Here is a 14,441-nt window from a genome sequence, read left to right as displayed (position 1 = left end):
ATATATTAAAAAAACGGACAAATTTTAAAATAAAACATAATTTATGAGATTATTTTGGAAAAATAAAGACTTTTTCTCGAAAATATCTTATAAAAACATAGAATGAAATGATTTACATTTTCGCTTCAAACGTGTATATTTGGTTATATATATGGACATATGTTTTATTGGGGCAAAGATTAGGAGGCTCATCATATGGATTACGAACATCTAAATTTAGAACACTTTTTTGCAAGAAATAATGACTTGAATACGATAAGAGATAACGCAGATTTTGTAATGATTAACAACGTAAACAGATTTATGAATTATAGAAATGGCGAAGAAGAAGGTACAATCAATTTAAGCCACTATAACTATAAGAATAGATCAGCAGCAATGTCATTTATATTTATGAATTATTCAACTTATAAATAAGCAAACATGCTTTGAAAGTATGTTTGTTTTTTTGTTGAAATATAATAGTAATTAAAACGTAACATTCTTATTTTTGAATAATAAGCCCTTATCCTATAGAATATAAAGAGTAAACTTTAATGCAATTGTAAAAATTAGGTAATAAATTATGATTGATGGTGGTTTACAGACACAGAGGTGAAACGATGAAAAATGCCAGGCTAGAAACCATTAAAAATTTAGTCATATTATCAATAGTCTTGTTAATTATTGTTGGCCTGTTTTATTATTTGATTTCAGATCATTTGAAATTTTATGAAGTAGATAAACAAGAAGATAGTGTAGAAGTACCATTAACTTTAAGTAAAGCGGTAAATAAACAATATAAAAATGATACGAAAATGCAAGTAGCAACAGAGTCAGGCAATTGGAAAAATGCAACACGAAGCGAAATATATGAAGTAATGGATGTAGAAAAAATCTTAAATGATAAAAAACAAGTATATCAATTCTTGAACTTATCAGAGTATCAAGGAATTGAAGAAAAACGAATTCATTATATGTTAAGAAATCAAGAAGTACTTGAAGATTATACAACAGAATTTTTAAATGCTGCTAAGAAAGAGCATGTTAATGAAGTGTATTTAATATCTCACGCGATATTAGAAACAGGTAATAACAAAAGTGAATTAGCAAATGGCGTCATGTTAACTGAGAAAGGGAAAGTAACGAAATCTAAAGAAGAATCTGATGGTAAAAAGTATTATAACTTTTATGGTGTCGGCGCTTTAGACAGTGATCCTATCGGAACAGGCGCAAATTACGCTAAAAAAAGAGGCTGGGATACACCTCAAAAAGCCATATCAGGTGGCGCGAAATTTATACATGATCATTATTTATCAAACCCAGAACAAAACACCTTATATAGTATGAGATGGAACCCAGAGAAACCTGGCGTACATCAATACGCAACAGATATCAAATGGGCACAAAGTAATGCACGTATAATAGCAGATTTCTATAACGAACTCAAAACAGAAGGAAAGTACTATATCGTATATAAATACGAAGATACAGATAAGTCACTTTCAATCAAAGCATTAGATGAAAAATTAGATAAACAAGAAGAAAATAGTAAATAAGAAGACTCGAGACAAATGTTTCGAGTCTTTTTTGTGTGAGTGGAGTATTGAAATTGACGTAATGGACTGCCGTTATAAGCAGTTTTGGTAAGAAGTGCAAATACTGGTGTTGTTATTAGCAGATTTGATAAGAAGTGCAAATAACGAGTTCCTTGTTTACAAATCTCAGGAGTTTTGTAACTAAGGCAGTCCATAGTAACACTTCGGCCGAGTTTTGTAACTAAGGCAGTCCATAGTAACACTTCGGCCGAGTTTTGTAACTAAGGCAGTCCATAGTAACATTTCGGCCGAGTTTTGTAACTAAGGCGGCCCATAGTAACACTTCGGCCAAGTTTTGTAACTAACAACCCCGTTATGAACAAGTTTAGCCAAAAGTGTTCACAACGCACCCATCCAAATCAAAAAAGACTCGAGGGATTAACCTCGAGTCTTTACTATTTATGATGCTTTATCTGAACTGTTTGATGAACTACTGCTTGATGAACTACTGCTTGATGAGCTAGATGATCCGCCTTGTAAGTCTTCTATTTTCTTAGCGTCTTTTGCTTCATCTGGAATCTTAATTTCATCAATTTCGTTTAACTTATTGTAAGTGACGTTTGTCTTCATATCAGCAGTTTCGTCATCTTTAGTTAATTTAGCATTTAATTTGTATGAATCAATATGATTATCTTTATTTACTTTTAATACGGCATTACCTTTAACTTTATCAACTTGAGATTCAAATTGTTCTAGTTGATTTTTGTTACCTGAGGCGTTAGCTAACTTAGTGAAATCTTCTTTGTTTTGATGTCATATGTAAGTTCATATCCATCGTCAACTTTTTTAGCTTTCGCATCTTTAAAAGCACTTAAAGTTTTTGCGTATTTTTCATAATTTAATTGTTCTAGAGAACTATCGATATTCATATTTTCTACTTGAGAAGATAAGTCTACCCATTGGTCATCTACTTTAGCGAGCATTTTATCACCTTGTACATAAATCAACATTTTCTGACCAGCTTGGTCCATATCTAATTTAGCTGTTTCTTTTTCATCAACATCCATGCCAACTTCTACAGTTTGACTATCTTCGCCTTCAGCAGAAACTTCGATTTTGTTATCAGTGTGATAACTTTTAACATCTTTCGCACTACTTTGTAAGTCTTTTACGACTTGGCTAGAGCTTTTAGTGTCATCTTTCTTTTCTGATTTTGTATCAGAATCTGAACTATCTGAGCCATTCCCGCATGCTGCTAAAACAAGTGTTGATGATAAAAATAAACTTCCAAGTATTCTATATTTCATATTACTTCCTCCTTTGTTTTAACTATACTAACACTATGCAATTCATAATAGCAAAAAATTATATAATTACATAAGTTATTAATGTAAATTATTTAAGTTTTTTCTTAGGTGAAAGTATTAAAATAACAATAGTTGCTACAATTACTTTAAATATAAATTTCATTTAATATCACTCCGAAAGTGTTTGAGGTTGTGGACCTTTTTGCTTTCTCTTTGTTGGGTCTAATTTCTTTTCAATATATCCTAAAAATAAATCACTTAATACTGCTAATAAAGCGGTAGGGATTGCACCGGCTAAGATTAATGATGTACCATCTGTAGCGTTTGTACCTCTAATAATGATATCACCAAGTGTAGACGATCCAATAAATGATCCGATTGCAGTAACACCAATTGCAATAACGAACGCGATTCTTATACCACCAATCATTACAGATAAAGAAAGGGGAAGCTCAACCATCGTTAAGATTTGACGTGATGTCATACCCATACCTTTACCAGCATCTTTAATACTTGAATTTACGTTATTAATACCAGTATACGTATTTTTGATAATTGGTAATAAAGCGTATAAGAATACTGTCATAACAACAGTGTTTGAACCAAGACCCATCACAAGCATTAGTATAGCAAGTAGGGCAAGTGCTGGAACCGTTTGAATAATATTAGCTAGTGAAATGACAAAGCCAGATAATTTAGAATATCTAGCAATGAAAATTCCTACTGGTATACCTATTATAACCGCAAATAACACACCATAAATAGAAATAAGTAAATGAGTTAGAAAAAGTTGAAATATATATCCACCATTTGTTGCATAATAATCGACTAATTGTGACCATACATGATTATCAACCACTATTACTCACCATCCTTTTCATCGTCAAAATAATTGTGCTTTTTAAGGAATTCTTCAGCTACGACAGCAGGTTCTTTAAGGTTGTTATCTGCTTCGTAGTTTAATTTTTGCATTTGTTCTGTTGAGATTTTTCCTCTTAATTTATTCATTGCACGATCAACATAAGGTTTTTCTTTAATTAAAGATTTTGTAACCAATGGACTTGCATCGTATGGAGGGAAGAAGTTCAAGTCATCTTCAAGCACAACTAAATCATAGCTCGCAATTCTTCCGTCTGTTGTATAACCTAATACAACGTCCATTTTACCTGTTTTTAACGCATCATATACAAGGCCAATTTGCATTGGTCGAGTACGTTTAAAATCGAAACCATATTTTTCTTTAAATGCTTTGTATCCATCTCCAGGACGTTTCATCCAAGATGAGTCAACGCCAGCCTCTAATTTGTTTGCTACTTTTTTCATATCTGAAACTTTTTTAAGATTGTATTTCTTCGCTGTTTCTTTCGTAACCATCATGGCATAAGTATTTTCAAAACCATATGATCCATACCATTTTTGGTCATAATCTTTATCGAATGCATCTCTCACTACTTTTAAAGCTTTTTTAGGATCGGTGATAGGGTCTTTACCTAATGCACCTGTTAAATCAGTTCCCGTATATCTTGCACTTGAAATGTTAACATCTCCACTATTTTGAGCATTAAATGTAACAGTTGATGATCCTAAATTATTGATAAGCTGTATGTTGTTTTCATTTACGTTATCTTTTTTAGCTTCATGTTCAATCATCAATTTATCTATATGTCCCATAATTTGTGATTCACTTGTATTTTGCATACCTATTTTTATTGAGTTTTCATCACCTGAAGCGCCAAGAAAAGGTAATGAACATCCAGATAAAATGACAGATAAAGCCATGATAGGCAATAACAGTTTAAAATATCTATTCATGTTTATATTTCCTCCTTATCTTGAAACTTTTAACCCTTTAGGTGTAATCCATAGTTCAACTTTAGAAAGTACAAAGTCCATAATAAGCGCGATTAATGTAACACTTATCGCACCGCCAATAATTAAATCAGGTTGGTATAAGTTCAATCCATTAAAGATAAAGTCACCTAAACCACCAGCACCAATGAAACTTGCTAATGTTGCCCAACTGATTGCATATACACTTGATAAACGTACACCACTCATAATGACTGATATAGCAAGTGGTAATTCAATCATGAACATTTCTTGGAATTTTGTCATACCCATACTTAGTCCAGCTGCTTTAACATTTTTATCAACATTATTGATGCCGATATATGTGTTGTTTAAAATCGGTAATAAGATATAAATAAATAATGCTAAAATGGCAGGTAATTTACCAACACCTAAGAAAGGAATCATAAGTGCTAATACTGCTAATGACGGAACGGTTTGTAGAACACTTGCAATGGATAATACGACTTTGGCTAATTTTTTAGTTCGTGTTAATAAAATGCCAAGTGGTATCGCTACGATCATTGCTAAAAGTAAAGCTAATAATGAAATATAGAAGTGTTCCAGTGTTTTCTGAAGTAGTTCGTTTCCGTTAACTTGTAAGAATTCAATCACTATTTTTCACTCCTTATTTTATATCACTTTTTTCAGTTGCTTCTGCTTCTTCAGGTTGTCCCCATATAGAATCGTAAACAATATCTACTAAGCTTGCTCTTGTTATAACACCTTTTATGTAATATTGTTCATCAACCACAGGAATTAATCTCACATTTCGTTTTAAAATTGTACGAACAGAGTCTTGAAGCATCGTACCTGTCTTAACTGTATAAATATCTCGATGCATAATATCGATAATGTCTGATTTTTTACGATATCCTTCATTTAAATCTTCAATATCAATATATCCAACAAGTTTACCTTTTACATTTGTAATAAATAGTGTATCTACGCGTCTCTCTCTCATAATTGAAACAGCTTCGTCAATAGTCTTCTCAGAAGTGATGGCAATTGAATCTTTCATTGCATCATCAACAATACGTATGTTAGGTCTGTCTTGAATAAGTCTATTTTGACCGATAAACTCGCGTACGAAATCATTAGCTGGATTTTTCAAAATATTGTTTGGTGAATCAAATTGTATGATTTCACCTTGAGACATAATACAAATTCTATCTGCCAATTTAATTGCTTCATCCATATCATGCGTTACAAATATAATGGTTTTACCAAGTTTTTGTTGTAGAGTTTTTACAAGGTCTTGCAATGTATCTCTCGTAATAGGGTCTAACGCACCAAATGGTTCATCCATTAAAATGATATCTTGGTCTGCAGCAAGTGCTCTTACAACACCAATACGTTGTTGTTGTCCACCAGATAACTGAGATGGATATAAATCTAAATATGATTCTGGTAAGTCTACTAATTTAATAAGTTCTTTAGCTTTTTTCTCTTTTTCTTCTTTAGTCCATTTAAGTAATTTAGGTACTAATACGATATTTTCACGTATTGTCATATGTGGCATTAAACCAATTTGTTGAATGACATAACCTATATTTCTTCTTAAATTAACTGGATTCATCTTGCTTAAATCTTTCCCGTCAAGCGTAATTGTCCCGCTAGTTGGCTCAATCATACGGTTAATCATTCTTAAAGCAGTTGTCTTCCCGCTACCACTCGTACCGATAAAAGCTATGAATTCACCAGATTGAATTTCCATATTGATGCTATTAACGGCTTTTTTACCGCCACGATAAACTTTAGTTAAGTCTTGGATTGATAACATAACACTTCTCCTTTTTTTGAAATTTATAATAATGACGTTTATTATTATAACACATTAGTTGCATAATTATGAAAATCGCCTAAAACGTGTAATTTATGTTTATTGTTATTTAAAAAAAGGAATAAATACAAAAAGTGTGAATGAGACTAATGTTATATATAAAGACATGTTATGTTCTCAACATGTATAATAGATTTATAAAATTGAATGATTTTTGCATATTATGCATTGAGAGATTTGGAGGGGTACAATTTGAAAGTAGCTATAATAGGGATGGGAACTGCTGGTGTTAGTACGTTAAACCAATTAGCAAAGCATAAAAAATTCAAAAAAATAACGGTCGATATATTTGATAGTGTCGAAGATATGGGTATGGGCAAGCCATTTCAAAATGATAGTGATCGCTTGCTCATTAACTTACCAGCTAATCAAATGTCCTTAAGTCCAGATGATACGAAAGATTTTAAGAAATGGTATAAGAAAAATGATGATTTTGACTATGGAAAAGCGAAATATTTACCACGATTAGTATTCGGTCATTATATGAAATCTATTTTAAATGACTTGTTAAATAAACACGATAATATATTCGTACATAAGCATAAAGTAGATAGTTGCTATGTCGAAGAAATTAAAGATGAAAGAGGTCAATATAAAATAGATGTCTGTTATATAGAAGATGATGAAGCGGTATGTCAAAAATATGACTATGTATTTTTGACAATTGGTACTTTACCTTATAAAGATCCGTATAATTTATCTGGATTAAAAGGTTATATTGAATCGCCATATCCAACTATTAAAGCGTTGCGTGATGTAAAAGAAAATGACGATATTGCGATAATTGGAACAGGACTTAGTTCAATAGATGTCATTAGATTTGTTATGGAAAATCATAAACAACTGCCAATAACTGTAGCATCAAGACATGCTCAATTTCCGACAGTTAGAGGTATTAAACATGAAATTAATTTGAAGTATATTACGAAAGATGCAATAGAAAAATTAAAAAAGACGCATAAAGGTATCGCACCATTAAAAGAAATAGAAAACCTCTTTGCGAAAGAATGTGAATATCAAAATATTAACTTGAAAAAAATGCTTTATCGATTTAAAAAAGATAATGTAGCGAATATGAAATATGATTTAAGACATGAAGACGAAGTAGGGCATTTTCAATCATTTGTTGAAGAAGTAAAACATCATATGATTCCTGTTTGGAATGCCATGACAATTGATGATAAGTCGACATTTTTAGAAAAGTATGGGCATCACTTTAAACGTAATGCGAATCCAATGCCTCAATCTTCAGCGAAACAATTGATTGAATGGATTGAAAATGAAGACATTGTCGTTAAAGAAGGATTAGAAAATGTACGAAAATATTACGGTAAATTTAGAATTAAGTATGAAGGTGAACAAGAAGAATCAAGTTATCATTATGTCATTAATGCGACTGGTCCTAAAAACATTTATCAGAACTGACAGAAGAAGAGCATTTTATTAAAGGTTTAGAGAACAAACAAATTATAGCTGCTCATCCATTTGGAGGTATTCTTGTCATGCCATATTCAAATGAAGTCATTAGTCCAAAATTCGGTACAATGCCAAATTTAAAAGTAATTGGACAATTAACAAGTGGAGTAAATTTTGATGTAAATGGCGTTTCATTATTAGTCGATCAATCCGTAAGAGCAGTCAATGACTTATATATTGAATTAGAAGAAAGAAAAAAAGTTAAAAAGGCGAAATCAAAAAAGAAGTAGAATAATGGAAATTGAAATGTAAGCTTGAGACAATGTTTGATGTCTCAAGCTTATTTTTATGTATGGGTGATGGGGCGTTATTAGCAGTTTTGATACAAAGTGCAAATAAGAATACCAGTATTAACACTTCTGAGTAGTTTTGTAATTAAGGCTGTCCATAGTAACAATTCAGAGGAGTTTTGTAAATAAGGGGGTCTATAGTTACAATTCAGCCGACTTTTGTAACTAACAGCCCCGTTGTAAACAAGTTTGGTCGAAAGTGTTCACAACAACCCCGTTATGAACAGGTTTGGCCGAAAAGTGTTCACAAGACCATCGTTATAAACAAGTTTGACCAGAAGTGTTCACAAGACCGCCGTTATCAGCTTTTTTGAAATCATCACACAAACAACAACAAAATAAATTTAACTTCTTCAATTGTAATTCTTAGTGATATGGTATAGAATGATGTCATCAGTGATTACTGATATATAATTTAATAATATATTCTTTCGGGGCAGGGTGGAATTCCCAACCGGCGGTATAATAGCCCGCGACCCATAAGTGATTTTTCATTTATGGCTGATTCAGTAACATTCTGAAGCCGACAGTATAGTCTGGATGGGAGAAAGAATAGACGACAGCGTATGCTATACGCTTATTTCGTTATACTTAAAATGTTAAAGTCTTTTTTCATAAAAGGCTTATTTCGTGATACATTTTTACTCCCAACCACCGAAAAGTGATTTTCGGTGGGTTTTATTTTTAGGAGGTAAAGAAATGAATCAATATTTAGATTTTGCAATTGATTTAGCTGAACGTTTACAAGGGCAGACGGGTACGAATCCTTCTGTTGGTGCTGTTATTGTTAAAGATCATAAAATTATAGGTTTTGGAGCACATTTAAAAAAGGGTGAAGCACATGCTGAAATACAAGCTTTAAAAATGGCAGGTGAAGATGCTCAAGGTGCAACAATATATGTTTCTTTAGAACCTTGTTCACACTATGGTTTAACACCACCTTGCGCCAAAGCGATTATCGACAATGGTATTCAATCAGTTGTATATGCAGTTAAAGATGATTCTCTTAAAAATAGTGGTCATGAAATGTTGTACGAAGCTGGAATAGATGTAAAACATGAGCCTTCAAAAAGAGCAGAAGACTTATATGAGGCTTTTTTTCTTCAACAACAAACGAAATTACCTTTTATTACTTTGAAAATTTCTACAAGCCTAGATGGTAAAGTTGCGACAGATTACAAAGAAAGTAAATGGATTACTTCTAAAGAAGTTAAACAAGATGTATTAAAATTGCGCTCACAACATGATGCCATTATGACAGGTGGGATGACAGTTCGTGAAGATAATCCATTATTAACTTCTCGTAATCCTGAGTTAAGTAATCCAACTAGAATTGTATTAACAGAGCAATCAAGCTTTGAAGGTGATTATGAAATATTCAAAGATGAAGATAATCCTGTCGTTGTTGTAACGAGTTCGCAATCATTTCACACTTATGAGAATCAACATATTAAAGTTAAGAAGAGTGATTTATCAAATTTAAAACCGATAATGAAAGATTTATATGAAGATGGATATGCTCAAGTGATGGTTGAAGCAGGTCCTAAACTTGTAAGTCAGTTTATTGAACAAGACTTAGTAGACCAATTAATTATTTATCAAGCCCCGAAGATGATTGGTGGTCAAGGAAAATATCAATATTATCAAACGCATGATGTGGTTCCTTTATCCAATAGTAAATTATTTGAAATTATATCAACAGAAATCATTGGTGGAGATCTTAAAATAACATTAAGAAAGAAGTGACAAGATGTTCACAGGACTCATTGAAACAGTTGGTGTAATCAAGAATACAAGCACAAACCAAGGCGTTAAAACATTAACAATTGAAGCCACTGAAATAATGGATGATTTATCACTAGGTGATTCCGTTGCTGTTAATGGTGTTTGTTTGACCGTTACTGAGAAAGCAAGTTCTACTTTTAAAGTGGAAGTGATTACTGGAACTATCTCAGTAACTTATTTAGAACATTTGAAAATGAATGACAAAGTCAATCTTGAAAGAGCGATGTTAGCGAACGGAAGATTTGGCGGTCATTTTGTAAGTGGACATGTAGATGGTCAGGGCATTATTAAACATATTTCAAAGAGACAAGATGAATGGATTATTGAAATATCTACAGAAGCGCATTTATTAAATCAAATGATTGATAAAGGATCTATCACAGTTGATGGTGTTAGTTTGACAATTTTTAAATTATATCCTCAAAAATTTGAAATTCATTTAATTCCTGAAACGAGAGATTGTACAATCTTTGTTAATAAAAAACAAGGTGACAGCGTACATATTGAAACGGATTTGTTATTTAAATATGTGCAGAAAGCAACGGGACAAAATCATTCAAATTTATCCGAAGAGAAATTACTTAATCTAGGATTTTAGGAGGCTATAACATGTTTGATAACGTAGAAGATGCCATACAAGAACTTAAAAGTGGTAAACCGATTATTGTAGTAGATGATGAAGATAGAGAAAATGAAGGTGACCTCGTCGCTATATCTGAGTATTTAACAGCTGAAACGATTAATTTTATGGCTACACATGCGAGAGGTTTAATCTGTGCACCGATTAGTAGTGAAATTGATGACTGAAACGGGTGATAAATATAAGACTGCATTTACTGTAAGTATTGATCATGCATCAAGTACGACAGGGATTAGTGCTTTTGAAAGAGCAGATACGATTAAAGCATTAATAAATGAAACGTCACCAAGAGCATTTGTTCAACCAGGTCACGTATTTCCATTAATAGCTAAAGACAATGGTGTTCTTGAAAGAATAGGTCATACAGAAGCTTGTGTTGATTTAGCGAAACTTTCTGGAGCGAAACCAGCTGGTGCTATTTGTGAAATTATGAATGATGATGGCACGATGGCTCGTCGAGATGATTTATATCAATTTAAACGTAAACATGGTTTGTTAATGATAACGATTGATGAACTTGTAAAGTATAGAAAACACCATGATCAAATTATACATCTTGAATCTAAAGTTAAATTACCAACTTCATACGGTGAATTCGATATGTACGGCTTTACATCTCAATTAGACGATAAAGAATATATTGTCATTAGTTCAGGAGAAATCAAAAATGGTATGAATGTACGTATACATTCTGAATGTGTGACAGGTGATATTTTCCATAGTGCTAGATGCGATTGTGGAGAACAGCTTGAATATTCAATGAAATACATTCAAGAACATGGTGGTATGATTTTATACTTACCTCAAGAAGGTAGAGGAATAGGTCTGATCAATAAACTTAAAGCATATGAACTTATTGAACAAGGATATGACACGATTACTGCTAATGAAGCTTTAGGCTTTGAAGCGGATTTAAGAGATTATACTGAAGCGAGTCAGATTTTGAAATACTTTAATATAGAAGAAATACAACTCATCAGTAATAATCCAGATAAATTTAATCAATTACAAGATTTAGGTATACATGTTTCTAATAGAGTTCCAGTTGTCATTGAACCGAACGAAACAAATGCATCATATATCAATACTAAAAAGCATGAAATGGGTCATTTAATATAAAATAGAATGGAGTTTTTAAAATGAAATTTGAAGGTAAAATGGATGGATCACAATTAAAAGTAGCAATCGTCGTGAGTAGATTTAACGATTTTATAACAGGTCGTTTATTAGATGGAGCTCAAGATACTTTAATCAGACATAACGTTGATGAAGAAAATGTTCATGTCGCATATGTACCTGGGGCGTATGAAATTCCTTTAGTTGCTAAAAAGTTAGCGAAGTCAGGCAAATACGATGCAGTCGTAACATTAGGCTGTGTCATTAGAGGGGCGACTACTCATTATGATTATGTATGTAATGAAGTTGCGAAAGGTATTTCTAAAGTAAACGATGAAACGGAAGTACCTGTAATATTTGGAATCGTAACGACAGAAACAATTGAACAAGCGATTGAAAGAGCAGGAACAAAAGCAGGTAATAAAGGTGGAGATGCTGCCTTAGCTGCAATTGAAATGGCAAACTTACTTAAAAATATCGAAACACAAATATAAAACCAATGAAGCCAGGACAAGCGTCCTGGCTTCTTATGTGTTATTTTTTCTTACCTTTAGCAATGCCGCCAATACCTAATAGGGTTAAGCCAGCTAATACACTAGCTCCGATAGCGATTTTTCCTTTATTCTTTTCACTAAAGATATCTAATAACATTAAATTAATATTTTGAGGTCTTTCTGCTAATCTTCTCATAAAGTAACCGAACCAATCTTCCCCAAATGGTACGTACATACAGAAGTTATAACCTTCATTAGCGATTTGATATGCATAGTCAGTTCTAAAACCATATAACATTTGGAATTCAAATGAATCTCTTGAGATGTTATGATCTTTAACAAATTGTTTTACATGATTAATTATATTATGATCGTGTGTTGCAATTGAAGTGAATGCTTTAGCAGTTAATAATCTTTTTTCAATTAATGCAATATAATTTTTGTCAATTTCTTCTTTAGTTTGAAAAGCAATATGTGGTGCTTCTTTATATGCACCTTTTACTAATCGTAAACGTACATCATCGTATTTATCCATAATATTCATAGCATCAAATAAGTATGCTTGAATAACTGTACCTACATTTTTGAATTCACCTTTAAGTTTATCTACTATCTCAGTAGTTCCTACTAAATCTTCATATTTTTCAGCATCGATGTTTACAAATGTATTTCCGTATTCATGAGCTTTTAACAAAATTTCTCTCGTATTTTGATAAGCAAACTCTCTATCTATATTAAGTCCTAATTGTGTAAGTTTAATAGATACATGCGCATCAATATTAGCATTGTAGTTTCTTCGCATAATTTCAACAATATTTTGTTGAGCTTCTAAAGCTTCTTGACGTGATGTTACGAATTCCCCTAAATTATCTAACGTACATGAAATTCCCTTCATATTTAATCTTTCAACTGTATCGATTGTTGAATCAATATCAACGCCCGCTACGACCTTGTTTGCACCTAGTGCAGGACCCATTTTCTTAGCTGATTCATTCATGAATTTGTTGTTAGATAATGCAATAAAAAAATCTTTTACGACAGGCATAGCAAGTCCTCCTTAAATATATATGTTCATTTAATTTATTTTATCATGGAAATACAAATTTAGTTAAGCGTTTACATTTTTAATATAATCTAAAATTATACTAATTATGAATTCTGACACGAAAAAGAACGCCCCCGTAAGGCGTTCCATAATATTGACAATATTTTGTCCGAAATTAGAAATTATATACACTTATATTAATATCGTTTAAATGATTTGTATAATGGATTCGAACAATTAAATCTTAATCGTATTTAGAACTTTCTCCATATTTGTTTGGTGCTTTATTTCCGTCACCACACGCCATAATTAGTATAGCAATATTTAAAAAGAAACTGATCGTCTTAATCAGTTTCTTTCTAATTTTCTAGTTATTAAATTTCGATTTGTTGTTTATTATGGGGTAGTGGTTGATGATGAAGTGACTTGCTCATAGTTTGGTGAAATGGGTTCTGCTGCTATGCTAATTGCATGTGGTAGAAATGTGAATATAAACAAAGAAATAATTATTTTTTTAAAGAAATGCATTTTATCATGCTCCTTTAAAGGCGTCTTATGTTACATCTTTAAAGTAACACGACAATATGAATTGATTGCTAATTCAATGTAAAGATTTAATGGCTATTAATGTTAATTTTATGTTAAGGAAAGCGATGAATCTTTAAAGTATCTTAATAATTATAGCTCGTTTGTCGTGATATAATGAATGTATTAGAAATGACTGTAAAGGAGAAATCGGGATGTTTAGGGATATGGCATTTTATATGTTTGGGAAACCTTTAGATAGTTTCGTACAATTGTTTATTTTTGAACCGATTGTGATTGGTATTATAGCAATTTTAGTGGCGATGATGACTAAAAAGTCATGGACAGTTTTTATAACAATTATTGCTTTAAATATTATGGATAATTTCTTGCTCGTTAACTACCAATTTAGTGGGGCAGGTATAGGCACAATATTAGTTCAGAATGTTTTCTTCTTCTTTGAGAAGTTCTTCTCAATGTTTTATGAAATAATTATCGCTTATATCGTCGTAAAATTACCGTTTATGCATAGCAAATTTAAAATAGCGTAATGAA

The 14,441-nt window shown here is 31.9% G+C and carries 14 protein-coding genes, 2 pseudogenes and 1 riboswitch; of the genes and pseudogenes, 9 read left to right on the top strand and 7 right to left on the bottom strand.

The annotated features are described in order from the left end of the window. Positions 1 to 195 precede the first annotated feature (195 nt). Both MUA60_RS09485 and MUA60_RS09480 read left to right on the top strand, forming a co-directional pair. Positions 196 to 417 carry a hypothetical protein gene (locus MUA60_RS09485; RefSeq protein WP_025905232.1) on the top strand — a complete coding sequence of 74 codons (222 nt, stop codon included), beginning with the start codon at positions 196 to 198 and terminating at the stop codon, positions 415 to 417. A gap of 185 nt (positions 418 to 602) precedes the next feature. Next, positions 603 to 1,538, top strand: coding sequence for a peptidoglycan release complex glucosaminidase SagB (locus tag MUA60_RS09480; RefSeq protein WP_262648044.1), 936 nt, complete (start codon positions 603 to 605; stop codon positions 1,536 to 1,538). 438 nt (positions 1,539 to 1,976) lie between these two features. On the opposite strand, the pseudogene MUA60_RS15455 reads toward MUA60_RS09480, so the two are convergent. From MUA60_RS15455 to MUA60_RS09450, 6 genes and pseudogenes are all read right to left on the bottom strand, one after another. Next, positions 1,977 to 2,243: pseudogene (locus MUA60_RS15455) on the bottom strand (DUF6612 family protein); the annotation flags it as partial. Positions 2,244 to 2,299: 56 nt separating this feature from the next. Next, positions 2,300 to 2,824 carry a hypothetical protein gene (locus tag MUA60_RS09470; RefSeq protein ID WP_262648042.1) on the bottom strand — a complete coding sequence of 175 codons (525 nt, stop codon included), beginning with the start codon at positions 2,822 to 2,824 and terminating at the stop codon, positions 2,300 to 2,302. 169 nt (positions 2,825 to 2,993) lie between these two features. Continuing rightward, the gene (locus MUA60_RS09465; RefSeq protein WP_262648041.1) at positions 2,994 to 3,683 is read right to left on the bottom strand and encodes an ABC transporter permease; all 690 of its coding nucleotides are present in this window, start codon (positions 3,681 to 3,683) and stop codon (positions 2,994 to 2,996) included. 2 nt (positions 3,684 to 3,685) lie between these two features. Further along, a complete protein-coding gene (locus tag MUA60_RS09460) occupies positions 3,686 to 4,636 on the bottom strand; it encodes an osmoprotectant ABC transporter substrate-binding protein (protein WP_262648040.1) in 951 nt (316 codons plus the stop codon). Between the two features lie 15 nt (positions 4,637 to 4,651). Continuing rightward, on the bottom strand, positions 4,652 to 5,287 hold the full coding sequence (locus MUA60_RS09455; protein WP_262648039.1) for an ABC transporter permease: 636 nt from the start codon (positions 5,285 to 5,287) through the stop codon (positions 4,652 to 4,654). A 13-nt stretch (positions 5,288 to 5,300) separates the two neighbouring features. After that, positions 5,301 to 6,455 carry a betaine/proline/choline family ABC transporter ATP-binding protein gene (locus MUA60_RS09450; RefSeq protein WP_262648038.1) on the bottom strand — a complete coding sequence of 385 codons (1,155 nt, stop codon included), beginning with the start codon at positions 6,453 to 6,455 and terminating at the stop codon, positions 5,301 to 5,303. A 252-nt stretch (positions 6,456 to 6,707) separates the two neighbouring features. Between MUA60_RS09450 and MUA60_RS09445 the strand changes: the two genes are divergently transcribed. The 6 genes and pseudogenes from MUA60_RS09445 to ribH all read left to right on the top strand — a co-directional run bounded on the left by MUA60_RS09445 (position 6,708) and on the right by ribH (position 12,316). Then, positions 6,708 to 7,940 (top strand): FAD/NAD(P)-binding protein, encoded by a 1,233-nt coding sequence (locus tag MUA60_RS09445; protein WP_262648037.1) that lies wholly within the window; start codon positions 6,708 to 6,710, stop codon positions 7,938 to 7,940. 77 nt (positions 7,941 to 8,017) lie between these two features. Next, on the top strand, positions 8,018 to 8,221 hold the full coding sequence (locus MUA60_RS09440; protein WP_262648036.1) for a hypothetical protein: 204 nt from the start codon (positions 8,018 to 8,020) through the stop codon (positions 8,219 to 8,221). A gap of 483 nt (positions 8,222 to 8,704) precedes the next feature. Continuing rightward, a riboswitch (FMN riboswitch) is annotated at positions 8,705 to 8,837 on the top strand. A gap of 143 nt (positions 8,838 to 8,980) precedes the next feature. Next, a complete protein-coding gene (gene ribD / locus MUA60_RS09435) occupies positions 8,981 to 10,027 on the top strand; it encodes a bifunctional diaminohydroxyphosphoribosylaminopyrimidine deaminase/5-amino-6-(5-phosphoribosylamino)uracil reductase RibD (RefSeq protein ID WP_262648034.1) in 1,047 nt (348 codons plus the stop codon). 4 nt (positions 10,028 to 10,031) lie between these two features. Continuing rightward, entirely contained in the window at positions 10,032 to 10,664 is a 633-nt protein-coding gene (locus MUA60_RS09430) for a riboflavin synthase (protein ID WP_262648033.1), read from the top strand. 11 nt (positions 10,665 to 10,675) lie between these two features. Further along, a pseudogene (ribA, locus tag MUA60_RS09425) lies at positions 10,676 to 11,825 on the top strand (GTP cyclohydrolase II). Positions 11,826 to 11,845: 20 nt separating this feature from the next. Beyond that, positions 11,846 to 12,316 (top strand): 6,7-dimethyl-8-ribityllumazine synthase, encoded by a 471-nt coding sequence (gene ribH, locus MUA60_RS09420; protein WP_262648032.1) that lies wholly within the window; start codon positions 11,846 to 11,848, stop codon positions 12,314 to 12,316. A 40-nt stretch (positions 12,317 to 12,356) separates the two neighbouring features. On the opposite strand, the gene MUA60_RS09415 is transcribed toward ribH, so the two are convergent. Further along, a complete protein-coding gene (locus MUA60_RS09415; protein ID WP_262648031.1) occupies positions 12,357 to 13,361 on the bottom strand; it encodes a proline dehydrogenase family protein in 1,005 nt (334 codons plus the stop codon). Between the two features lie 752 nt (positions 13,362 to 14,113). Between MUA60_RS09415 and MUA60_RS09410 the strand changes: the two genes are divergently transcribed. Then, the gene (locus MUA60_RS09410) at positions 14,114 to 14,437 is read left to right on the top strand and encodes a hypothetical protein (RefSeq protein WP_262648030.1); all 324 of its coding nucleotides are present in this window, start codon (positions 14,114 to 14,116) and stop codon (positions 14,435 to 14,437) included. The last annotated feature ends 4 nt before the right edge of the window (positions 14,438 to 14,441 follow it).

The sequence above is a fragment of the Mammaliicoccus sciuri genome (assembly GCF_025561425.1).
Taxonomy (GTDB): Bacteria; Bacillota; Bacilli; order Staphylococcales; family Staphylococcaceae; genus Mammaliicoccus; species Mammaliicoccus sciuri_A.
Note: the sequence above shows the minus strand (reverse complement) of the source record. Positions and strands in the feature narration are given on the sequence as shown.

Bases quoted from the DNA above. Each gene is read 5' to 3' on its own strand.
- ribH (WP_262648032.1), top strand. From the start codon at position 11,846: ATGAAATTTGAAGGTAAAATGGATGGATCACAATTAAAAGTAGCAATC.
- MUA60_RS09480 (WP_262648044.1), top strand. From the start codon at position 603: ATGAAAAATGCCAGGCTAGAAACCATTAAAAATTTAGTCATATTATCA.
- MUA60_RS09470 (WP_262648042.1), bottom strand. From the start codon at position 2,824: ATGAAATATAGAATACTTGGAAGTTTATTTTTATCATCAACACTTGTT.
- ribD (WP_262648034.1), top strand. From the start codon at position 8,981: ATGAATCAATATTTAGATTTTGCAATTGATTTAGCTGAACGTTTACAA.
- MUA60_RS09430 (WP_262648033.1), top strand. From the start codon at position 10,032: ATGTTCACAGGACTCATTGAAACAGTTGGTGTAATCAAGAATACAAGC.
- MUA60_RS09440 (WP_262648036.1), top strand. From the start codon at position 8,018: ATGCCATATTCAAATGAAGTCATTAGTCCAAAATTCGGTACAATGCCA.
- MUA60_RS09485 (WP_025905232.1), top strand. From the start codon at position 196: ATGGATTACGAACATCTAAATTTAGAACACTTTTTTGCAAGAAATAAT.
- MUA60_RS09415 (WP_262648031.1), bottom strand. From the start codon at position 13,361: ATGCCTGTCGTAAAAGATTTTTTTATTGCATTATCTAACAACAAATTC.
- MUA60_RS09460 (WP_262648040.1), bottom strand. From the start codon at position 4,636: ATGAATAGATATTTTAAACTGTTATTGCCTATCATGGCTTTATCTGTC.
- MUA60_RS09410 (WP_262648030.1), top strand. From the start codon at position 14,114: ATGGCATTTTATATGTTTGGGAAACCTTTAGATAGTTTCGTACAATTG.
- MUA60_RS09450 (WP_262648038.1), bottom strand. From the start codon at position 6,455: ATGTTATCAATCCAAGACTTAACTAAAGTTTATCGTGGCGGTAAAAAA.